At 59.1% G+C, this 23,411-nt stretch carries 12 protein-coding genes; 9 read left to right on the top strand and 3 right to left on the bottom strand.

All coding sequences use genetic code 11. The features are described from left to right. The first annotated feature begins 4 nt into the window (after nt 1-4). Nucleotides 5-3,208, top strand: coding sequence for a CusA/CzcA family heavy metal efflux RND transporter (locus M9920_16570; GenBank protein MCO5053892.1), 3,204 nt, complete (start codon nt 5-7; stop codon nt 3,206-3,208). Here M9920_16570 and M9920_16575 read toward each other — a convergent pair. The 3 genes from M9920_16575 to M9920_16585 form a co-directional block, all read right to left on the bottom strand. After that, nucleotides 3,205-5,130 (bottom strand): M48 family metallopeptidase, encoded by a 1,926-nt coding sequence (locus M9920_16575; GenBank protein MCO5053893.1) that lies wholly within the window; start codon nt 5,128-5,130, stop codon nt 3,205-3,207. The genes M9920_16570 and M9920_16575 overlap by 4 nt on opposite strands. Nucleotides 5,131-5,204: 74 nt before the next feature. Further along, entirely contained in the window at nt 5,205-5,807 is a 603-nt protein-coding gene (locus M9920_16580) for a LemA family protein (protein MCO5053894.1), read from the bottom strand. Nucleotides 5,808-6,108: 301 nt separating this feature from the next. Continuing rightward, a complete protein-coding gene (locus M9920_16585) occupies nt 6,109-6,414 on the bottom strand; it encodes an ISAs1 family transposase (protein ID MCO5053895.1) in 306 nt (101 codons plus the stop codon). 157 nt (nt 6,415-6,571) lie between these two features. Here M9920_16585 and M9920_16590 point away from each other — a divergent pair, with 157 nt between their 5' ends. From M9920_16590 to M9920_16625, 8 genes are all read left to right on the top strand, one after another. Next, nucleotides 6,572-7,459 carry an AraC family transcriptional regulator gene (locus M9920_16590; GenBank protein ID MCO5053896.1) on the top strand — a complete coding sequence of 296 codons (888 nt, stop codon included), beginning with the start codon at nt 6,572-6,574 and terminating at the stop codon, nt 7,457-7,459. 191 nt (nt 7,460-7,650) lie between these two features. Continuing rightward, nucleotides 7,651-8,331 carry a hypothetical protein gene (locus M9920_16595; GenBank protein ID MCO5053897.1) on the top strand — a complete coding sequence of 227 codons (681 nt, stop codon included), beginning with the start codon at nt 7,651-7,653 and terminating at the stop codon, nt 8,329-8,331. Nucleotides 8,332-8,677: 346 nt separating this feature from the next. After that, on the top strand, nt 8,678-13,858 hold the full coding sequence (locus M9920_16600) for an autotransporter-associated beta strand repeat-containing protein (protein ID MCO5053898.1): 5,181 nt from the start codon (nt 8,678-8,680) through the stop codon (nt 13,856-13,858). 104 nt (nt 13,859-13,962) lie between these two features. Beyond that, a complete protein-coding gene (locus tag M9920_16605) occupies nt 13,963-14,769 on the top strand; it encodes a prepilin-type N-terminal cleavage/methylation domain-containing protein (GenBank protein MCO5053899.1) in 807 nt (268 codons plus the stop codon). Between the two features lie 116 nt (nt 14,770-14,885). Further along, the gene (locus M9920_16610) at nt 14,886-17,384 is read left to right on the top strand and encodes a carbohydrate-binding protein (protein MCO5053900.1); all 2,499 of its coding nucleotides are present in this window, start codon (nt 14,886-14,888) and stop codon (nt 17,382-17,384) included. Between the two features lie 19 nt (nt 17,385-17,403). Next, nucleotides 17,404-18,843, top strand: a complete 1,440-nt coding sequence (locus tag M9920_16615) for a sugar porter family MFS transporter (GenBank protein MCO5053901.1) — start codon at nt 17,404-17,406, stop codon at nt 18,841-18,843. Beyond that, entirely contained in the window at nt 18,840-22,502 is a 3,663-nt protein-coding gene (locus M9920_16620) for a DUF5107 domain-containing protein (protein ID MCO5053902.1), read from the top strand. Before M9920_16615 ends, M9920_16620 begins: the two co-directional genes overlap by 4 nt. Further along, the gene (locus M9920_16625) at nt 22,499-23,377 is read left to right on the top strand and encodes a hypothetical protein (GenBank protein ID MCO5053903.1); all 879 of its coding nucleotides are present in this window, start codon (nt 22,499-22,501) and stop codon (nt 23,375-23,377) included. The genes M9920_16620 and M9920_16625 overlap by 4 nt, the downstream gene beginning before the upstream one ends. Nucleotides 23,378-23,411: the final 34 nt, after the last annotated feature.

Below are 23,411 nucleotides of genomic sequence, written 5' to 3' on the forward strand. Positions count from 1 at the left end.
TTCGATGCTGAACCGATTGCTTGAATTTTCCGTGCGCCAACGAGTGTTCGTGGTGCTGGCCACTTTGATTTTGATCGGCATTGGCGTGTATTCGGCATTGCGTCTGCCAATTGACGCCGTGCCCGACATCACTAATGTGCAGGTGCAGATCAACACCTCCGTGCCGGCGCTCGCACCGGAGGAGATCGAAAAACTGGTCACCTTCCCGATTGAAAACGAAATGGCCGGCATCCCCAGTCTCACGGAACTGCGATCGTTATCCAAATTTGGATTGTCCCAGGTGACGCTCGTCTTCGCGGACGGCACGGACATCTACCGCTCCCGGCAACTGGTCAGCGAACGGTTGCAAACCGTACTCGATGATTTGCCGCCCGGACTTACCCCGAAGCTCGCGCCCATCAGCACTGGCTTGGGCGAGATTTATTATTACGTCGTCGAGTACGAACCGGGCGCGACCAACCAACCGGCCACACGCAAGGAACAGTTGATGGAGTTAAAATTGATCCACGACTACCAGATCAAACCGCGGCTCCGCGCCACGCCCGGGCTGGCCGAAGTCAATTCCCAAGGCGGTTACGAAAAGCAGATTGTCATTCAGCCCAATCCCGACAAGTTGAAAAGCGTGGGCATGTCGTTCAGCGAGGTGGCGGCGGCCATTGGTGAGAACGTGGAAAACGCCGGGGGCAGCGTGATCCAACTGGGCGGCGAACAGGTCGCCGTGCGCGCGGCGGGACGCGTGCAAACGATCGCGGACCTCGAGCGTTTGCCGCTCAAGTTCGGGTCGCGCCCGACTCCGTTGCGCGTCGGTGACGTGGTGGACGTGGGCATTGGAAGCGCCGTTCGCACCGGCACGGCGACCTACAACGGCGAGGAAGCAGTCTTGGGCGCGGCGCTGATGTTGGCGGGCGAAAACAGCCGGCTCGTGGCCCGAGCCGTGGATCAAAAACTACGGGACATTCAACTTCAATTACCCGCCGGCGTAAAAATCATCCCCGTTTACAACCGCACCGTGCTGGTGGATCAAACGATTCACACCGTGGAAAAGAGCCTGTTTGAAGGCGCCATTTTGGTGGTGGCCATTCTGCTCATCCTGCTGGGCAACTGGCGCGCCGCGCTGATCGTCGCGCTGGCCATTCCGCTCTCACTGTTGATGGCCATGACGGGCATGGTGCAAGGTCGCATCTCGGGGAATTTGATGAGTCTGGGGGCCATTGATTTTGGCCTCATCATTGATGGCGCGGTGGTGATGGTGGAAAACATCATTCGCCATCTCGCGGAAAAACAGCGGCAACTGCAACGGCAACTGACCCCCGAGGAACGTGCGCGGGAGGTGCTGATTTCCGCCAAGGAAGTCGCCTCACCCATGTTCTTCGGCGTCGTCATCATCACCGTGGTTTATTTTCCGATTCTCGCGTTGACCGGCATCGAAGGAAAAATGTTCCACCCGATGGCGCTCACGGTCATTTTCGCGCTCGTTGGCGCGCTGGCGCTGGCGCTCACCTTGATGCCGGCGCTGGGGTCCTATCTGCTGGGCGGGCGCATCCGCGAGGCGGATAGTTTTCTGATCCGCTTTTTCAAATACCTCTACCAGCCCGCGCTGAACTTCAGCCTGAAGCATCGCGGTCTCGTCACGATGCTCGCGGTGGCTCTGCTGGTTTTTGCCGGTTACCGTTTCACGCGCCTGGGCGCCGAGTTCATTCCGCAACTGGATGAAGGCTCGTTCGCCGTCCACATGATTCGCACTTCCAGCATCGGCATTGATGCGAGTGTGGCCATGCAAAAACGCAGCGAAACCGTGCTGCGCGAAAAATTCCCCGAGGTGGATTACACCTTCAGCCGACTCGGCACCGCCGAGGTGGCCACCGATCCCATGGGCGTCAACGTGGCGGACACGTACCTCATGTTCAAACCCCGCAAGCAATGGCGCCAGGTCAATGGCCAGCCGATCAGCAAGGAGGCGCTCGCTGATTTGATGGCCGCCGAGCTGGGCAAATACGTGCCCGGGGAAGCGCACCTGTTCAGTCAACCAATTGAGATGCGCTTCAACGAACTGCTCGAGGGAACGCGCGCGGACCTCGCGGTGAAAATTTTCGGCGACGATTTTGCGCAGCTCGAACACCTCGCCGAAACCGCTCGGGAAATTCTGGAGCAGATTCCCGGTCGCGCCGACGTGGAACTCGACGAACTCGGCAAATCACCGTTGCTGGAAATCATTCCGAAGCGCGAGGCGATGAGCAAATACAACCTCCACGCGGCGGAATTGAATCGGGTGGTGCATACCGCGCTCGCCGGTCAGGAAGTGGGCAAGCTCATCGAAGGCAACCGGCATTATCCCATCGTGGTGCGTCTGCCCGAAGCCTTGCGCGCGCAGTTGGACGAACTTAAACGGTTGCCGGTGCGCGTGGATGACGGGGGGTTGCTGACCCTGGGACAAGTCGCGGATTTTCATCTCACCGAGCAAGTCGCCACCATCACTCGCGAATTGGGCCAACGCCGCGTTGCCATCATGATCAACCTGCGCGGTCGCGACGTGGAAGGCTTCGTCCGCGAAGCGCAACAAAGGGTCGGTCAGATCAAACTGCCGCCCGGTTACTCAATCGAGTTCGGCGGCCAGTTCAAAAATCTACAGGAAGCGCGGTCCCGATTATTGGTCGTTGTGCCGGTGGCGTTGGCGCTCATCTTCGTATTGGTATTTCTCGCGTTGGGCAGTTTGCGTCAAACGCTGTTGGTTTCCACCGGCATTCCCCTGGCCGTCACGGGCGGCGTGCTGGCGTTGTGGCTGCGCGGCCTGCCGTTCAGCATTTCCGCAGCGGTCGGGTTCATCGCGTTATCCGGAGTGGCCGTCCTGAATGGCTTGGTGATGATTTCCTACTTCAACCAACTGCGCGAACGCGGTCGCGACGTCAGCGCGAGCGTGTGCGAGGGCGCGTTGACCCGATTGCGTCCGGTGTTGATGACCGCACTGGTGGCGAGTTTGGGGTTCGTGCCGATGGCGATTGCGACGGGGGCCGGGGCCGAAGTGCAACGCCCGTTGGCCACGGTGGTGATCGGCGGCATCCTCAGCTCGACGTTCCTGACCCTCATTCTGCTACCCAGTCTGTATGAAGGGTTGGAACGGAGAAAACCTGATAGCGAGGCCGAGGCAACAGTGGCTACCACTCAACCGAACGCCGCTGGTTCAGCGGCCCCGCCCGCTCCTCCCGCTTAAACAAACGGGGGCATGGGACAATCGAGCGCTTCAGCGATGCCGCGCAGCAATTCCGCTTCGCGCTCCTGCACCACGCCATCCGCGCCGACGACCTGGACGCTCCCCGCGATCAACTGTTTTTTAATCTGCGGCGTGGCGGCCGCCAAGCGGTTTAGCGCCCGGTCAATTTCCGCCAGCCCACACTGTGCGGACGGTAGTAACGTCAGCCCGCTTCCCCCGGCGGGGATCGCCGCGGCGCCCGCTCGAAAGGCGCGCACCGTCGCCTGGGCGTCGCTGCTGCCCACATGAGCGAGCGCGGAGAGCAGAACGGCTAGGTCCGGAAGCAACGGTGGCAGCGCGTAGTATTGCATCACCAGCGGTTTGCCCGGATGAAAATGGCGCGTCAAATTGCGCTCCAAAATCTTTTCCAGCACATACTCGAACAGATCAATTTGTCCGTCACTTTCAATCAGCCATCGCAGGGTCGCGTGAAAGGTTTCAAACTCCTCGCCTGACATTTCCCGCAGCGCCGCCACCGCCAGATTTACCAGCGGCAGCCGGGCCTTGGTCGGCAACCCGGCAACCAATGCCGCCAGCGCGGTTATTTCCGAACTTACGTCCGGCGACATGCGGCGCGCGATCTCAGCCAGTTGCGTAGCGCGCAATTCGTTCTGGTCGCTGAGTAACAACGCGAAAATCAAGGCGGTGGCGCCCAACGGCTCCCGCGCTGCGGTCTGGATGGCTGCGGGAATGGTCGAGCGCAGTTGTTCAGCATAACGCAACTGCGCCAGGGTCGGTTGACCGATGTTTTGAATGGCGCTCTGCGACGAAAGCCCCGAAGCCGCCACGACAACCGGGGGCGCTGAAGCTGCGGAAGCAAGTGGTGAGATCAATCCCGATTCCGGACTGGAGGACGACGCAGCGGCAGCCGCCGCCGGCCCGCGGGCGACCGGGAAGTCGCCCTGCCACGAAGGATCAATCGCACGAATCCGATCCGCCAGTGGCGGATGCGTGGCGAACATCCCGAGGAAAGAGGAGCGCAGTCCGTTGCTGAAATACATGTGGCTGGCTTCCTCAGCCCGCTCCGTTTGCAGTTGCGATCCGACCGCGCCAATTTTTTGCAAGGCGCGAGAAAGCCCATCCGGGTTCCGTGTGAATTGCACTGCGGAGGCATCGGCGAGGAATTCCCGCTGGCGACTGACGGCCGCTTGAATCAAACGACCAAAGAAAACGCCAAAGCCGCTGACGATGATGAGTGCCAGTCCGAGGAGCGGTAACGGATTTTTCCGCCCCCGAGTGCGCAGCAGAATCCGGCCGATGACGGCCAGACAAATCAGCCCGAAGATCAGCCCCATCAGGCGGATGTTCAAGCGCATGTCGCCGTTCAGAATATGGCTGAATTCGTGGCCAATGACCCCTTGCAACTCATCCCGATTCAACCGCTCCATGCAACCGCGGGTCACGGCCACCGCCGCATCGTTCGATGAAAACCCGGACGCGAAAGCATTGATCCCGCGCTCGTCATCCAGCACGTACACCTTGGGCATGGGCACCCCCGAGGCGATGGACATTTCCTCGACCACGTTCAGGAGTTTGCGTTCCTGCAAATCCGTGCTGTTCGGTTTCAGCAAGCGACCGCCGAGCGATTCGGCCACCACGCCGCCGCCGGCGGATAATTGGGAGATTTTGAACAGGCTGCCGCCGGCAATCACCACCAGAGTGCCCACCGCCGAGTAGAAGAACAGGTCCGACTGCCAGAGCGAGCGCGACTTGAACGCGGCTTCCGAGGAATCCCAACCCGAGCCAAAAATCAACCAACAGACCAGATAAACCGACACCACGATCCCGATCACCGCCAGGGCGAAATAGACCACCAACCAGCGGGTGCGGCGATGCGCCAACTCCTGGCGTTGGAAGAAATCCATGACGCCTGTGGGCTTCACGACAAAATGGCGCGACGCCGGGGCCGCGCGTTAATGGTTAAAAGTCGGAGCAACAACCGCTCAGTCATGGGCGTTCAGGTGAAGGAAACCTTCGGCGCCTCGCGCTGCTCCGCTTTATCAATCACAAACAACTCGGCGGCGGCGAAGTTGAACATGCCGGCAATGATGTTGTTCGGGAACACCTCCCGCGCGGTGTTATAGGTCATGACGCTGTCATTGTAAGCCTGGCGGGCAAAGGAAACCTTGTTCTCCGTGGAAGTCAGTTCCTCGGACAATTGCATCATGTTTTGATTCGCTTTGAGATCGGGATAGCGCTCCGCCACCATCATCAACCGCCCCAGCGCACCGGCCAATCCGCCCTCGGCGGCGGCCAGATTTTTCACGGCGGTGGCGTCCCCTGGATTACTGGCGGCCGCCTGGGACGCGGTGTAAGCCAGATTGCGCGCGTTGGTCACGCTTTCGAGCGTTTCGCGTTCGTGCTTCAGATAACCCTTGGCCGTTTCGACCAGATTCGGGATCAGGTCGTAGCGACGTTTGAGTTGCACATCAATTTGCGCGTAGGCGTTCTTGAACCGGTTGCGCAGCGAGACGAGATGATTGTATTTGCCAATCACCAGCAACACCACCAACACAGCCAAGCCGACCAGCACCACCAGCGTAATTAGTAATGAACTCATAAAACCCTTTCTTTCAGTTGCTGGCTTCTAAGCTAATTCGACCCGCACAGCAATTACAATTTCACCCAACAATTCCATTTGAACCCGCCACGCCAACCATTATCGGAAGCATGCCACTGAAAAATTGGAAGAGCTTCTCGCCTCCGAACATCTCGGGCGAAGCCCAGCTCGGCTGGGAGCTGGTGCGAGACGCAAGCCGATCTCGACTTCCAAATCCGACGCTCCAGTTGGCAAGCCTCGCGACAATGAACGCAAGGAAACCACCCGAAGGAACAAGCTGACAAGAGGCAGAGAGACGGATCTAACGTCGGCGCAGCCGCGCGCGCCACCCCTTCACTCCATTACGCTCCGCGCGTCCACCGTGACAATGCCCCCCGGCCAATTCCAGCGCCCGCAGCAGTTCGGACACGGCGGTGATTTCATTGCTCTTGTCGGGTACCTTGATTGATCCCAACGCCAGCCGATTGGTGCTGGCCCAAGCGCTGACCGGATGAATCGCGCTCTGGCTCTTGGCGGAATCAAAACTCCGCCACCCGGTCTTACCATCCAACGCGACAATCTTCGCCTCCACTGCCTGCCTCAAGGATTGCGTCCAGTTCAGAAACACGGCGGAGAATGACTCCGGCGCGAGCAGCAGTTCTTCAACGCAGCATATGCCGCCAGCTTTGCGGCGAGTTTTGACGTCCGGAAAACCGGAATTGACAGGTTGACCTAAGTGATGAAGGTTGGCATACATTCCGAGTTCAGATAAGATATATCATCCCATGAAGTGGCGTGAGAAGCGTGAAGGTTTTGCGGGGCAACGCCTGGTGGTCGTGCCGCGTCCGATTTTATCCACAGCTTCGAAATCGCCGTTACTACGGCACTTGCTGCCAACAGATGCCGGATATTATCCCAAAGCCAGAGGGCATACCTGCGTACGCGAAAAAGGCTGCCCCGAGGTTGTTTTTATCTATTGCGCGGAAGGAAATGGCTGGTGCGAAATCGCTGGTTACCGGTATGCCATTACCAAGAACCAGTTGCTGGTCATCAATGCCGGTACGCCGCACGTTTACGGAGCGGAGAAAAGATCGCCGTGGACGATCCATTGGTTTCATGCGGTCGGCGAGAACGTGCCGGTGTATCTGGAGCAACTCGAAGTTTCCGCAGCGAAACCAGTGGTACCGCTGGGTGGTGACGTACAGGTGTTTTCGTTGTTCGAGGAGGTGTTGGAAGGTTTGGAGCACGGTTTCACTTCCCCGCACCTGACTTACGCGGCGCATGTACTCGCGCATTTGATGGGGCTGATCCTGCGACACAAGGACGAATTCGGCTATGGTGAGGTCAGTGTGCGCAAACGGGTGGAACGCAGCATCGAGTTCATGAAGGGACATCTACGCGAACCGCTGACCGTGGCGGCATTGGCTGCGCTGGCCAACCTGTCGCGCTCGCACTATACCGCGTCGTTCCGCCGCGTGACGGGTTACGCACCGTTGAGCTATCTGAATCACCTGCGGATGCAACGCGCTGTGCAACTGCTCAACGCGACGGATTTGTCCGTCAAGCAGATCAGCGAACAACTCGGTTTTTCCGACCAGTTTTATTTCTCCCGCGCCTTCAGCAAAATGCACAATCATTCGCCATCGGAGCATCGGCGACGCTATGCGGCCTGAAATTCCGTCGGAGTTTCAGACGGGCGCTGGCGGCGGTTAAATGTCCATGAGTTCCGGTGTTCAGTCCATTCCCAATCCGGCGTTTTCATGAGAAAGTAGCACCGCACTAAAGAAATGGTCCCAAAGTGCAGCGTGGCGTGTGTCGTCAAGCAAACGGACCTTTCCGGTGCCAATCAAAACCAAAATCCAACATGAAAACTAATCAGATCACCGCATTGGCCGCCGCCGTTTTAAGTCTGGCGCTGGCCGCGCCAATCCCGGCGCAAACTGTCCCGGGTAGTATGTTGTTCACGCCGAACGTGGACTTGTCCCAAGGAGCGCAAAATGGCTACGTCGGCTATGTGGGCGGCGTGTTCCTCACTTCTTATAATTATTATCCGCAGGTCAATTCCCTGGGTTACTTTGATTTCGACGGCGACGGCTTGGTGAATAGCCACACCCTTTCGCTCTGGGATTTGAGCGCGGGCAATATCTTGCTGGCCACCGCCGTCATTCCGGCGGGAACCGAGGCGGCGCTGGTCAACGGCTTCCGTTGGGTGCAACTGCCGGAGACCGTGAATCTCACCTATAACAACTGGTACCTCATCAGCGCGCAGGTGGATAACGTGGACACTTGGGGTGATTTCATCACCAATAATGGCGGGGCTGGGCAAATCAATTGGAGCGAACAATACGTCAACCTGCAGGATGGCTATCAATTTTCCCGCGCCGGACGGTACGGGGACACGTCGTTGCCCGGCGGTCAGGCCGGAACGGACGCCATTTATCCTGCGGCGAATCTTGGTTACAATGTCATCCCCGAACCGGGCACGGCTGGCTTGTTGGCCGTCGCCGCTTTCCTGTCAGCATTGACGCAGCGGCGGAAGCGTTAAGAAAATTAAGTGAACAGTCCGGGGTCGTCATTTTCAATGGCGACCCTTTTGCTTTTATCTAGCGCGATCGTGACCAGGAAGTTCCGCAAACGCCCGGCACATCAGCGAGGAGCAAAGATAAAAGCAAACTTTGCGCCTTGGCGGCTACGAAATCATTTAATCCGCTATAATAGCAAGCGGCTAATTGTCCATACAGTTCGGACGCCCGTCCATTCCCTGAAGAGGACGCTGCCTCTATAGTCTCGTCTTAGCTTAAGGGTTCCGTCTCGTGGTCGTGTTATTTCAGCCGAACACGACTGAAAAGGGGGCGGACTTAAGGAGCGTTCGCCAACTAATAAATTAAGCCATGAAGACAGCAACCAGCGTTATTCTTCCATCCACCCGCGCGCATCTGAAATTACTTTTAGCCGTTGCCACGCTCAGCGCAAATTATGTCTTCGCCGCCACCGAACAGTGGCAGGGCGGATCCGGCGTCAGCGCGTCGCTTAACTGGACGGACCCGGCCAACTGGACAGCTCCGAAACAAACTTACTACAACCAGGTCCAATTTCTCGGGACAGGGGCCAATGCCGTCAATGATTTCACGGTCAACAACATTCTCGATGCCGCCACGGGCGTCGCGCAGATGCCGATTTGGGAATTGGATTACATGCCGACGAACGGCAATTACGTCACGCTCATCAATCCGGGCGTCACGCTGACGCTCGGGGCCGGTTGGGGTAGTTTGTACGTAGGCGCGGACATCCAACACAGCAGTCAACCGGCGCCGGCCAACGCGGTGGAAACCATCCGCATCGAAGGCGTGGGCGGTGCGCTGAACCTCGGCGGCAATCTCTATCTTGGCCAAGGCTCGGTCAGCCCCAACGATGCGCATAACGTGACGCTCGATTTATCGGGATTGGACAACTTCACGCACACCGGCTCGCAGATTTCCATCGCTTCCGGCACACTGCAACATGCGCATGGCGTTTTTTATCTCGCCAGGACCAACCAGATTTCCCTCGGCAACGATTTCCAGATCAGCAGCCAAAATTACAGCAATTCCCTGCCGGTCGAAGTCTATCTCGGACAGGCGAACAACATCAGTCTCGGCTCCGGAAACCTCGTGGTGGGCGGCACGGGAACAACCGCTGCCGGCGCCTGGATAAAATTTAATCCCACGTTTCTACCATCGGTACCGACTGCCTATTTTCACAGTTCTCGTAGTGACGGACGCATCGCAAACTTCTGGATCGCCAACGGCAACGGCGGCCCGAACGTGCCCGGGACCGCGCTGGCTGATTTCACGGGCGGCAGCGTGGCGCTGCTGGTGGACAGCCTGCAACTCGGGCGGGCGGGCACGGCCAGCGCCACCGGCGTTTTGACCCTGAACAACGGATTGGTGGACGTGAACAATGCCACCATCGGCAACCAGCAAGTGACCAGCGGCGGCGCGGGCGTCGGGCTTGTCAATCTCAACAGTGGTTCTGGCACCAATGCCACGTTGCGCGTCAACGGCACGCTAACCTTGGCGGCAGCGACGGGGACTTTGACGCCGGGCACGGCGGGCACCATCAACGTCAACGGCGGCGCGTTGGCGGCGGGCAACATCGTCAATGGCGGCGGTGCGGGAACGATCAATCTTTCCGCCGGTGCGCTGACGGTTGGCGGCTCGGCGGGAACGCTGGCCGCGCCCCTCACGCTGTTGGCAACCACTAATTCAAGTTTCAATCTGGCTTTGGCCTCGGGCGCAAGCAGCGTCGTGGTGAACACGTTGCGGACGGGAGGAACGACCAATCTCATCAATATCGTGTCCGCGCCGCCGTTGGCGAGTTATCCCACGCAATTGGTCGTCGTCAAATACTCGGGTAGCATTGCCGGTGCGGGTTTCAATTTTGGTTTGGGCACGCTGCCGCCTTTGTTCGCGGGGTATCTGGTCAACAACACCGCCAATGGGTCCATTGATGTCGTGCTGACCACCGGTTCGACGATTCTGACCTGGGCGGGAAATGTGAATGGAAATTGGGATACCATGACGGCCAACTGGCTGGCTGGTGGCGCGGCCACTTACACAGATGGCCAGTTTGTGCGTTTTCAGGATGGCGCGACCACGGCCAACATCAATCTGACCACGGCGCTTTCACCCAGCAGCATTACGGTGAGCAATAACTCGCAGGGATACACTTTTGGCGGGGTGGGCTCGCTGGTCGGGACGACGGGATTGGTAAAGGACGGCGCGGGCCGATTGATTTTGAATCACAGCGGCGACAACAATTTCACGGGCGGTGTCACCATCAACAACGGCGCGTTGCAAATTGGGAACAACGACAACGCGGGAAATCTTCCGGCGGGCAGTGTGGTGAACCACGGCAACCTGACGTTCGCGCGTTCCGATTCCATCACCGTGGCGAATAGCATTTCCGGCACGGGTTCGTTCACTCAAGCGGGCGCGGGCGGAACGCTGTTGTTGAGCGGCGGAAACAGCTACGCCGGTAATGTGCTGGTGACGAACAACAGCACACTGGTAGCCGGCAGCGCCCCGGCCTTGGGCGCGAGCAGCGGAAATCTCATCATCGCGAGCGGGTCAACTTTTGATCTCAATGGTTACGCCAGTCCGAAACCGATCATCGTGTCGGGCGCGGGCGTGGACGGCGCCGGGGCCATCGTGGATTCGGGCGGCGCGGTTTATGGCATCGCCACAAGCGTAACGCTGGCGGGCAACACCACTTTCAGCCTGCAGAACCGCTGGGATTTGACAGGCAGTTTGAACACCGGCGGCAACGCTTACGACCTGACGCTGCTGGGCGCGGGTTACTTTGAATGGAGAAATCTTTCGGTGGATTCCGCCTTGGGCAACCTCTTTCTCCAATCCGGGCAATTGGGCATCGTCGGCAGCACCAGTCTCGGCAATCCGGCACGGACACTGACGCTAAGTTCCGGTGCGGCAATCGTGTTTTACGGCGGGCCATTCTCCAGCGTGAATAAGAACGTGGACTTTCAAAGCGGCGGCAACATTTTCAACTACGGCGGCAACAATATCATGAGCGGCACCATGACGTTGGAACCCGGCTTCTGTTCCTTTGATGTCAGCGGCGGCACGTCCTTGACGTTGAGCAATGTCCTGACCGGTTCGGGCGTTTTGTATCAGAACAACGGCAGCGGCACGATCATTCTCGCGGGCAACAGCCCGGCCTTCACTGGCGGCGTGTTGACCTATAATGGCGCGCTCTTCTTGAACGGCATGATTGGTTCGGGCATCACCAGTCAATTCGGCACGCTCGTCGGCGGAACGGGCACGGCTACGGGATTGGTGGACATTGGCGGCGCGCTCGTGCCCGGCGGAGTCAATGTGGTCGGCACTTTTCACGCGCAAGGCGGTCTGGTGTTGGAAGGCGGCGCGGTGGTGACCAACGACCTCGCGGCTTTGCCCGGGCCCAATAATGACCTCGTGCAAGTCATCGGCGATTTGACGGCCAATGGCAACGATCTCTACATCAATCCGATTGGCGGCAGTCTCGCGAACGCGTCGTACCCGCTCTTTACCTACACGGGCAACCTAATCGGCTCGTTCGGCAACGTGACGACCATTGCGCCGACGGCTTACACATTGGTACTGACCAATGTGACCACGACTTCGCCGAAGGAGATTCGCGTCATCGTTTCAGGCAGCCAGCCGCGGTCGCTGGTTTGGAACAATGCCAGTTCCAGCGGTGTCTGGGACGTGCAAGGTTGGGCGAATTGGTCGAACCTCGTCACGCACACATCGCCCGAACAATTCCTCGCGCTGGACGCGGTGTTGTTCAGCGACGTGGGCGCACCGTCCACCAGCATTGACATTCCTGCGTTGGTGGTGCCGTCCGCCCTGACGGTCAACGCCAGCGTGGACTACAACTTTGCCGGCAACGGTGCAATCGGCGGCACCGCGAGCCTCGTGAAACAAGGCGGCGGCACGCTGAATCTGGCGGTTGCGGGATCGTTCTCGGGCGCGGCCACCATCAGCGGTGGAACGGTGAAGACCATCAAACCCGCGTTGAATTCCGTTTCCTCCCTCACCATCACCAACGGCGGCACGCTTGATTTCTCGGGCAATGCCGTGACGGGAAACAAATCGTTGACGCTCGCGGGCGCGGGCGTGGGCGGGCGCGGCGCGTTGGTCAACAACAGTAACGATTTCTACAATCAGGTTTTCAGCATCAATCTGGTTGGCGATGCGACCATCGGCGGCAGCAACCGCTGGGACCTCGTCAGCGGCGCGACGGTTTCCGGCCCGCACAAACTGACCATCCAGCGTTCCGCCGCCGGCGGCTATCAGGAATGGGATTCCGTCGCCGTGGGCAGCGACGTAAGCGAGATCGAATTAGCCGTGGGCAATCTCGGTATCAAGAACATGTCGTCGAGTTTCGCCAATCCCAACACGGTTTTGACGGTCAACACCAACTGCGAACTTTCGTTCTGGAGCGGCGGTTGGAATGGCAGCATCCACGTCCGCACCAATGGTCGCGTCAATCTCTGGACCGCCCCGTCGGCGTTCACCGGCGGCAACATCATTTTGGACGAGGGCGCACACTGGCTGGCTTGGTCCGGCAGCGGCCCGCAACTTTACGGCAACGCGGTCACGCTCAATGGCGTCGCGCATCTACTCATCGGCGACTATAGCCGCATTTACACCAACGTCATCAGCGGCCCCGGCGGCATGTTGATCGAGAATTGGAATCAACAGATGGTGCTCTCGGCGGCGAACACTTACACCGGCCCGACCATCATCGCGAACGGGCCGCAAATCGCCCTGACCAACAACGGCAGTATTTCGCACAGCGCCCTGCTCTTCTTCGGCGGCAGCGACGCCAATTCCGTCCACATTGATGTCAGCGGGCGCGGCGACAAAACGCTGACGCTGGCGAGCGGCCAGACCTTGGCGGGCATCGGCGCCGTGGCCGGAAATCTGGTGGTCAGTCCGGACGCAACGCTGGCTCCCGCGGGAACGAACACGACCATTGGTTATACCCTCGGCGCGAACGCGACGGGTGGCATTTCGGCGACCAACAACATCGTCCTGAACGGCACTACGACCATCAAACTGAACGGCTCAGGAATGAACGACACTCTTCAAGCCGGTGGCAACATCACCTACGGCGGCACGTTGAATCTCGCGAACATCAACGCCGCGCCGCTGGCCAGTGGCGACACGTTCCAAATCTTCAACGCGGCGAGCCGTTCCGGTTCGTTTGCGGCCATTGTTCCCGCGACGCCGGGCGCGGGACTGACTTGGGATTTATCCCAACTCAGCCTCGGCAAGATCAGTGTGGCGGGCGCGGGAGCGCAACCCACGTTCACCGGCACTTCAGTGTCGGGCGGCAACTTCATCTTCAGCGGGTCGGGCGGTCTGGCGGGCGGCACTTATTATGTGCTGACCTCGACGGACGCAGCGGCCCCGCTGGCCAACTGGATTCCGATTGCGACGAACCTCTTTGATGGCGGCGGCAATTTCAGCTTCACCAACGCGGTGAGCGCCGATGCCCAGCGATTTTTCATCCTCCAGATTCCGTGAAATTTAATGAGTAAATCCGACTGAATCTGTTTGCCCGCACGTCACCGGTTCCGTGGTGGCGCCGGGGCAAACCGGTTCGCGAACAACTGCGACTGTTGCCTAACTTGAAAACGACACGAACCAAAGCCTCGAACCGATCCGCGTTCACGCTGATTGAATTGCTGGTGGTGATTGCCATCATCGCCATCCTCGCGGCCATGTTGTTGCCGGCATTATCGCGGGCAAAACTCCGCGCGCATAGCATCAGTTGCATCAACCAGCTCAAGCAGTTGTCGCTGGCCAATCTGATGTATTCTGACGATACGGGCGTGTGGGTTGGCGCAACCGATCCCAATCCCGCTTTGAGCCAGGGTGATTGGATGTACACGATGATCAGCTATTACGGGAACACCACCAATCTGCTGGTTTGTCCTGCCGCGCCGGACAAGGGCATCACTCCCGGCGCGGTCAATGTTCCGGGCACGAGCGATTCAGCCTGGCATTGGACAATTTCCACGCCGCCCTACAGCGGCAGCTATGGCTACAATTGCTGGCTCAATTTGGGTTTGGGCAACGCGGCCACGCGGCCCGACAATGTGATCAAAAAACCGGCTGCGGTGCAGCGCGTGAGCACCACGCCGATGTTCATGGATAGCATCTGGATCAACTGCGATCCGCTCGAAACGGACCCGCCCGCCCGCGACTTATACAATGGCGACCAGTCCAAGGAAGGCATGCCGCGCGTGACCATTGCGCGTCACGGCGGTCGCGCCGCTGCCGCCGCTCCGCGCAGCGTTGGCATTGGCGCGGCCCTGCCCGGCGCCATCAACATCGCCTTCACGGACGGCCATGCCGAGCAGGTCAAATTGGATCAACTGTGGAGCTACGACTGGCATCGGAATTGGAAAACGCCCACCATTCGCCCGCCGTGATGTTGGCCGCGCGACAGAAAGAATCCGTTTCCGGAGTTGATGAACAACCCGGAGCAAACCGGGAAAGACTGGGTTGCGTTCGATTGATTTCCAGCCGTTTCAAGTCGAGTTCATTTGTGCGAATCAGAATTGCCAGAGTTTTGCCGGGCGTGTGCGCTGGCTTGGCGTTGGCCCACTTGGGACTGGCGGGGCCACTGCCGCCGCCCGTGCAGAACGGCGATTGGCTGCGAATGACCAATGGCCATGTTCGCCTCGAATACAATCTGGCCACGGGCCGCGCCAATTTCTACTGGCAGGACGCGCTCAAGGTGGCGGGCTTTTACGCGGGCGTGGGCTTGTATTCCGGCGTAACGCTCACCAATTACGTGACCGGCACGGTCTATCTGAATCGCGCGTGGAGCGTGACCAACAACACCGTGGTCGTCACTTCGACCCGCGCGGATTTGCCGACCATGAAGCAAACTTTCATTCTGGACGAGGACGATAGTTTCCTGACGCGCGTCGAGATGCAGGGCAGCGCATTGGAATCGCGCTGGATGGGACCGGTGGTGATGGACACGACCGGCGGCGTGGACCTTGGCAGCTATGACGACAATCGCGCGTTGATCGTGCCGTTCGACAATGACTCGTTCACGTTCAGTTACAACGCCATGCCCATCAACAACACCAGCACGAGCTACGAGGTGTCGGCGTTTTACGACAACACCAGCCGCCACGGACTCGTCGTCGGCTCGGTCACGCACGATACCTGGAAAACCGGGATTTATTTTCAGGGCGCGAATGCACGACTGAACGTGCTGAATGTTTTCGGCGGCGTGACCTCAAGCGACACGCGCGATGTCGAGCCGCACGGCCCGGTGACGGGCAACACGATTGTCTCGCCGACCGTGTTCGTTGGGTTCGGCACGGATTGGCGGACGGTGCTGGAGGATTTCGCCGAGGCGAATACCCGGTTCGCACCCAAGCTGACATGGAATGGCGGTGTGCCGTTCGGTTGGAACAGTTGGTACGCCTACGGCACAAGCGTCAATTACGACAACGCCACGGCGGTTGCGAACTTTATCAAAAGCGATCTTCAGACGAACCACTTTCTCAGCCAGGGCACGGTCTATATCAATCTCGATTCGTTTTGGGATAACATGAGCACCGCGCAACTGGCGCAGTTCGTGAACGTCTGCCACGGCAACGGCCAGAAGGCCGGCATCTATTGGACGCCGTTCGTTTTTTGGGGCACACCGGCGCAAGGCTCGAATTGGACGATGACGGCGAGCAGCGTTTACAAATGGAGCGACGCGTATCTCCGCACCGCCGCCGGAAGTCCGCAGGTCATTGACAGCGGCGTGGCGATTGACCCGACGCATCCCGGCTTCCAGACGCTGGTTTCCTATCAGATCGGTTATTTCAAAAGTCTTGGCTTCGATTATCTCAAGCTGGATTTTCTTTCCCACGGTGCGCTGGAGGGAACGCATTACGACCCGAATGTCACCACGGGCATCCAGGCGTACAACCTCGGAATGCAATATCTGGTGAACCAAAACAATGGCCGGATGTTCCTCAGCGAATCCATCGCACCCATCTTCCCGTATCAATACGCGCATGCCCGCCGCATCTATTGCGACACCGCCGGTTCGATCAACGACACGAAATCCACCATGCAGGCGATCAATTACGGCTGGTGGCTCAATGGCCGATTGTATCAATTCAATGATCCTGATATGTCGAAGCTGACCGGGTTCACCGCGAACGAAAACCAAAGCCGCATCATCAACTGCGCCGTGGCGGGAACGGTTTTCCTGAACAGTGACGATCTGACCTCCGCCGCCGCGCAAAGCCTGGCCCGGAATTGTCTCACCAAAGCCGGCATCAATGAGGTCGCCCGCGCGGGCGTTTCCTTCCGCCCGATTGAGGGCAATACCGGCGCGGACGCGAGCGACGTGTTTGTCCGTCAGGACGGCGCCACCTGGTATGTGGCGGTGTTCAATTATTCAAGCAGCAGCACGGTCAAGATTCTTAATCTTGCGCGACTCGGGATTACAGGAACGTACACGGCGGTTGATTCGTGGACAGGCGCGGCGACCGCGGTCAGCGGTGCGACGTGGAACGTCGGTCTGGGTGCGCGGCAGGCAAGACTTTTCCGGCTCGGCGCGGGTAACACCAGCGCCATTGGCCCGAGCAGTCAAGCATTGGTCGTTGGCAGTGCGACGACGTTCAACACCGCCGCGTCCGGCACGCCGCCATTCACCTACGAATGGCGCAAAAACGGCGTGCCGCTGTCCGGAGCGAACGCGAATGCGCTCACGATCAATTCCACGACGTTGAACGACGCGGGAGTTTATACGGTGATTGTCACCGGTCCCAACGGCGTCGTGACCAATCACGCGACGCTGGCACTTTCCGGGCCGACCACTTTGTCCGCGCAACTGCGCGGCGACAATCTGGTTCTGGATTGGTTGCCGGGTTACACCGGCTGGCGATTGCAAGCCCGTGCCACTTCATCCGCCCCGGACTGGGACGCAGGCTGGTCAATCGTAACTGGCTCGGAATTTACCAATTGCTGGTTTGTTCCCGTCTCCGGCCCGGACTACGGCCGCTTTTTTCGCCTGATTTCGCCCTGAAAAACTGATTTAAGACCGCATGATCACCGCCACACCAACCGAAACCTCATCGCTCAAGGCCCATTACCATCTTGGCTACGTCTGGCTGATTTCCATCGTCGCCGCGATGGGCGGCTTGCTGTTCGGCTGGGATTGGGTCGTCATCGGCGGGGCCAAACCATTTTTCCAACGCTACTTTGAACTGACGAGCGAAGCGCAGATCGGCTGGGCGAACAGTTGCGCGTTGATTGGTTGTCTCGCGGGCGCGTTGATCGCCGGCGGCTTGAGCGACCGCTTCGGACGCAAACGCCTGCTCATCATCGCCGCGTTGTTGTTCGCCGTCACCTCGGTTGGCAATGCGCTGGCGCACAACTTCACGGTCTTCATCACGTGGCGCATCCTTGGTGGCGTGGCCATTGGTCTCGCGTCAAATCTGTCACCGATGTACATCGCCGAAGTCGCTCCGGCGCAGATGCGCGGCAAACTGGTTTCCATCAACCAGCTCACCATCGTCATCGGCATCCTGCTGGCGCAATACCTCAACTGGTTCCTCGTGCGTAAACTGCCGCCCGGCGCGACGGATGAGTTCATCCGCAACTCGTGGTTCGGACAACAAGGCTGGCGTTGGATGTTCGGCCTGACCGCCGCCCCCGCGCTCGTGTTTTTCCTTGGAATGTTGTTTGTCCCCGAAAGCCCGCGCTGGCTCGCGAAGAACGGCAAAGCCGCCCGCGCCCGGGAAATTCTGACCCGCATCGGTGGCGTCCCCTACGCCGCCGCCGCCGTCGCGGACATCCAATCCACGCTGGCGAGCGAGGCGGTTCAACGGGTGCGCTTTTCCGATTTGCTCGATCCAAAAATCCGCCGGGTGCTCGGGCTGGGAATCATCCTCGCCGTGTTCCAGCAATGGTGCGGCATCAACGTCATCTTCAACTACGCCGAGGAAATTTTTCACGCCGCCGGTTACGACATTTCTTCCGTGCTGAAAAACATCGCGTGGACCGGTTCGGTGAACCTGACCTTCACGTTCATCGCCCTTGGCGTTGTGGATCGCGGCGGCCGCCGCCCATTGCTGCTATTCGGTTCGGCGGGACTGGCGTTGATCTACATTGCGATCGGTTTCTGTTACAGCCAGGGCGTGCAAGGTTTGCCGATGCTCCTGCTGGTGCTGGCGGCGATTGGTTGTTACGCCATGTCGCTCGCGCCGGTGACGTGGGTGGTGATCGCGGAAATCTTCCCGAACCGTATTCGTGGTGCGGCGATGGCGGTCGCGGTTTCGGCTTTGTGGATCGCCTGTTTTATTCTCACTTACACGTTCCCGATTTTGAACGCGAAACTGGGCCCGGCCGGGACGTTCTGGCTTTACGGCGCGATCTGCGTCGCCGGATTTATTTACATCAAACTCAAATTGCCCGAAACCAAGGGCAAGTCGCTTGAACAATTGGAACGGGAACTCGTGGATCGGAAGGAATCAAGAAAATGAAGTCGCTGAAATCGCAGTCACAGCTCGCAAAACCACGCGCCGCCGTCTCGGTGCGTGTCGCCGATTTGGTCCTGCCCACCTACCTGCCCGCCGCGCCGGAGAAGAATCCGATGTTTTTGGAGAAGCGCGTTTATCAAGGCAGCAGCGGAAAAGTTTATCCGTTGCCATTCACCGATCGCATCGCGGAAAAACCGGTGAACCGCAAATGGAAAGCCATCTGGATCGAGAATGATTTCATCCGCGCGCTGGTGCTTCCCGAAATCGGCGGACGCATCCATGTCTTGCAGGACAAGACGAACGGTTACGACGTGCTTTACAATCAGCCGGTCATCAAACCGGCGCTCGTCAATCTGGCCGGGCCGTGGATTTCTGGCGGCATCGAATTCAACTGGCCGCAGCACCATCGTCCCGCAACCTTTCTGCCGGTGGATTTCGAGATCGAGAAACACGCCGACGGTTCGGCCACGATCTGGTGCAGCGACCATGATCCCCTGTGCCGGATGAAAGGGATGCACGGCGTTTGTTTGCATCCCGGCCGCGCGTATCTCGAACTCAAAGTCCGGGCCTACAATCGCACGCCGTTCGTGCAGACATTCCTGTGGTGGGCCAACGTCGCCACACGCGTGCATGAGGCGTATCAAAGTTTTTTCCCGCCGGATGTTTACTACGTCGCCGATCACGCGCGCCGCTCGATGAGTGAGTATCCGTTGGCGCAGGGTCATTACTACGGCGTGGACTACGGCACGCGCGGACGCAAAGGCATTCCACCGAGTGAAGTGCCCAGCCAATTTGTGCCGCCGCATTGCGTGAATGTGGCGGCAGGCATCCTGCCTGCCGTAGAGCCGGGCTTCCAGCCCGGCGGAAAGAGCGTGGCTACGACAGCGGGCGTGAAGAACTCGGAGGCTGTCGCGCCAGCGGAGGCAAATCCGGGCGGCAAGATGCCGTCCTCCACGGCAGGCAAGATGCCTGCCGCTACCTACGCGCCAAACGACCTGTCATTCTACGCCAACATCCCCGTGCCCACGTCCTACATGTGTATGGGCAGCAAGGAGGATTTCTTCGGCGGCTACGATTTCAAGGCCCGGGCGGGTATCGTTCACATCGCAAACCACCACATCTCGCCCGGTAAGAAACAGTGGACGTGGGGCAATCACGAGTTCGGTTACGCGTGGGATCGCAATTTGACGGACGCGGACGCCAACGGCGAATACGGTCCGTACATCGAACTCATGGCGGGCGTCTATACGGATAACCAGCCCGACTTCAGTTTCCTGCAACCCGGCGAAACGAAAACGTGGAGCCAGTTCTGGTATCCGATTCAACAAATCGGCCCGGCGCAGCACGCGAATCTGGATGCGGCAATTGCATTGCGCGTCTTGAACTGCGGCGGCAAACGCAGCGCGGCGCCGCTTGCGCTGGGCATATCGGTGACGAGGAAATTTCCCAAGGCAAAAATTTCTCTTTCTGCCAAAGGCAAAAGCATCCGGCAACTCACTCGTGATCTCGCCCCGGGCGTCCCCTTCGTCACCGAGGTCGCCTTGCCCTCTGGTATTACCGAAACCGATTTGCTCCTGCGCATCACCGATGCCGTCGGAAACAAAATTATTTCCTACCAACCCACGCCGCGCGTCGTGGGGAAAGTCCCGCCACCGGCCACCGAACCACCTGCGCCTGCTGACATTGCCAGTGCCGACGAACTTTACGTCACCGGCCTGCATCTTGATCAATATCGTCACGCCACGCGCTGCGCCACGTTGTATTGGCGGGAGGCCTTGCGGCGCGATCCGCTGGACGCCCGCTGCAACAACGCGATGGGCTTGTGGCATCTCAAGCGTGGCGAGTTTGCCGTGGCGGAAAAGTTTTTCCGCCAGTCCATCGCACGACTTACGTGCCGGAATGGCAATCCCTACGACGGTGAACCGCTTTACAATCTCGGCCTCTGTCTGCGTTATCTGGGTCGCGATGAGGAAGCCTACGACGCTCTTTACAAAGCCACTTGGAATCAAGCGTGGGCGGGCGCGGCTTATCATGCGCTCGCGGAGATTGACGCCACGCGAAACGATTGGGTCAAGGCTCGCGAACATTGCGAACGCTCAGCTCGCAGCGGTGGTGAGAATAATCGTGTCAACAACCTCTGGGCCATCGCGGTGAAGCACACGGCCTCTGAATGGCAGGCTGAGGCGTTGCTCAAGCTCAATCGCGCGAGAGACCCGCTCGACTGGTGGACGCGCCATTTGCTCGGCGAACCGTTGCTTTGTGATTTACAGACGCGCCTGGATATCGCTCACGACTACGCCCGCGCCGGGCAGTTTGCCGAAGCCATCAAACTACTCACCGACGCCGTCACTCAAGTTCGCGGCGAACGTTCTTCCCTCTCCCCGGGGAAGCGAGCCGGGGTGAGGGGGAGCGATAACACCAATCTCCTCGACCAAAGCTGGGGCGCGTTGCCGCTCGTGCATTACACCCTCGGCTGGCTGGAACAAAAATGTGGTAATCATCGCGCGGCGCTCAAGCATTTCAAAACCGCCGCCACGCTGCCGCCGGATTATTGTTTCCCCGCGCGCCTCGAAGAGATCGCCATTCTTGAAGCCGCGATGCGCGCCAATCCGAAGGATGCCCGCGCGGCTTATTATTTAGGCAACTTGTTTTACGACCGCCGCCGCCACGACGAAGCGATTCAACTCTGGGAACGCAGCGCGAAGCTTGATTCCGACTTCTCCGTCGTCTGGCGCAATCTTGGTATTGGCTATTTCAATATCCGCAAGCAACCTGCCAAAGCCCGCGCGGCTTACGACCGGGCGTTCAAAGCAAATTCCACCGATGCGCGGTTGTTTTATGAACGTGACCAACTCTGGAAACGCCTTGGGGCTAAACCCGCGCAACGACTGCGCGAACTGGAGCGGCATCGCGAGCTGGTGCAGCAACGCGACGATTTGAGCGTGGAGTTGAGCGCGCTTTACAATCAGACCGGACAGCATGAGAAGGCGCTCGCACTGGTCAGTACACGCAACTTTCAACCGTTGGAAGGCGGTGAAGGCGGCCCGCTGGGCCAATGGGTTCGTTCCCATCTAGCCTTGGGCCGGCGCGCGTTGACGGCTCAAATGAAGCGCCGGGATCCGCTCAAAAACGTGCTGACTCACTTTCAAGCCGCGTTGACCGCGCCGCAAAATCTGGGAGAAGCCAAGCACCTGCTCGCCAATCAAAGTGACATCTACTACTGGCTCGGCTGCGCTTGCGCCGCGTCCGGCGACCAATCGTCCGCGCGCCGTTATTGGTCCGCCGCCGCCAATTTCAAAGGTGATTTCCAGGAAATGAGCGTCCGCACCTTCAGCGAAATGACCTATTACTCCGCGCAATCGTGGGAGAAACTTGGGCAACATCGCAAAGCCAGAAAATTGCTTCAGGCGCTGCTGGCCTACGCGCAGCAACTTCAGAAAACCCGCGCGAAAATTGATTACTTCGCCACCTCTCTGCCGACGATGCTATTGTTCGATGACGACCTGCAATTCCGGCAGGAAACGACGGCGCTGTTTCTGCAAGCGCAGGCGCACTTGGGACTGGGCCGCAAAACCAAAGCGCGCACCTTGCTCCAAACCGTCCTGCGGCGCGACCCCAATCACGCGCTGGCGTCGGACTTCCTGCGAGGACTCGCATCGTGAACGCGATCGGCAACAGTTACGAAGTGCGGCAGGAGCAAGGATTCGCCGTTTATGTGCTGGCCAATTCCGAGGTGGAACTGGCGGTCGTGCCCGAACTTGGCGCGCGCATCATTTCACTGCAAGACCTGCGCACCGGTCGCGAATGGCTCTGGCATCCCACCGGTGGACGGAAGCTGTTTCGGAATTTTACCGGCGACGGCTTTGAGACCAGCCCGCTCATCGGCGTGGACGAATGTTTTCCCACCATTGCCCCGTGTCAACATCGGGGTCGCGCCTTGCCGGATCATGGTGAACTTTGGTCGGCCGCTTGGACGGTGGATTCGAACGCATGGGAAGCTGGCTTGCTGCGCACTAGCGCAAGTCTGAAAATCTCCCCGTTCGATTTCACCCGCACGATTGAACTCGTGGGAAACGAAGTCCAGTTTCAATACCAACTCACCAACCGCAGTCCGGCGCAGGAGCATTTTCTTTGGGCCATGCACCCGTTGCTGCGTTTGCAATCCGGTGATCGTTTGGAATTACCGGCATCCACCCGCGCCTTGTTGAATGGCGAACCTTGGTTGGACAACATCGGTTTGATTGGTTCCAGCGGAGATTGCGCCAAAGTTTTCGCTGCACCGGTGACGGAAGGTTTTGCCGCCATCAGCAATCCCGAGACCGGCGACCGTTTGGAATTTGAATGGGCGCCGACGGAAAACAATGTCTTGGGAGTGTGGTTGACGCGAGGCGGCTGGCATGGACATGAACATTTTGCCTTGGAGCCGACCAACAGCAACTCCGACATTTTGAGCGACGCCGCGACGTGTGGCCGGTGCGGCACCTTGACGGCGGGAGGAACGAGTGTTTGGCGGGTAAGTTTGCGGGTCGGCGCATGATGCCGAGGCCGCGATAGGTTAAATAGTTTTCGTT

The sequence above is a fragment of the Verrucomicrobiia bacterium genome (assembly GCA_023953615.1).
Lineage (GTDB): Bacteria > Verrucomicrobiota > Verrucomicrobiia > Limisphaerales > JADLHS01 > JADLHS01.

Bases quoted from the DNA above. Each gene is read 5' to 3' on its own strand.
- M9920_16570 (MCO5053892.1), top strand. From the start codon at position 5: ATGCTGAACCGATTGCTTGAATTTTCCGTGCGCCAACGAGTGTTCGTG.
- M9920_16580 (MCO5053894.1), bottom strand. From the start codon at position 5,807: ATGAGTTCATTACTAATTACGCTGGTGGTGCTGGTCGGCTTGGCTGTG.
- M9920_16590 (MCO5053896.1), top strand. From the start codon at position 6,572: ATGAAGTGGCGTGAGAAGCGTGAAGGTTTTGCGGGGCAACGCCTGGTG.
- M9920_16595 (MCO5053897.1), top strand. From the start codon at position 7,651: ATGAAAACTAATCAGATCACCGCATTGGCCGCCGCCGTTTTAAGTCTG.
- M9920_16600 (MCO5053898.1), top strand. From the start codon at position 8,678: ATGAAGACAGCAACCAGCGTTATTCTTCCATCCACCCGCGCGCATCTG.
- M9920_16615 (MCO5053901.1), top strand. From the start codon at position 17,404: ATGATCACCGCCACACCAACCGAAACCTCATCGCTCAAGGCCCATTAC.
- M9920_16620 (MCO5053902.1), top strand. From the start codon at position 18,840: ATGAAGTCGCTGAAATCGCAGTCACAGCTCGCAAAACCACGCGCCGCC.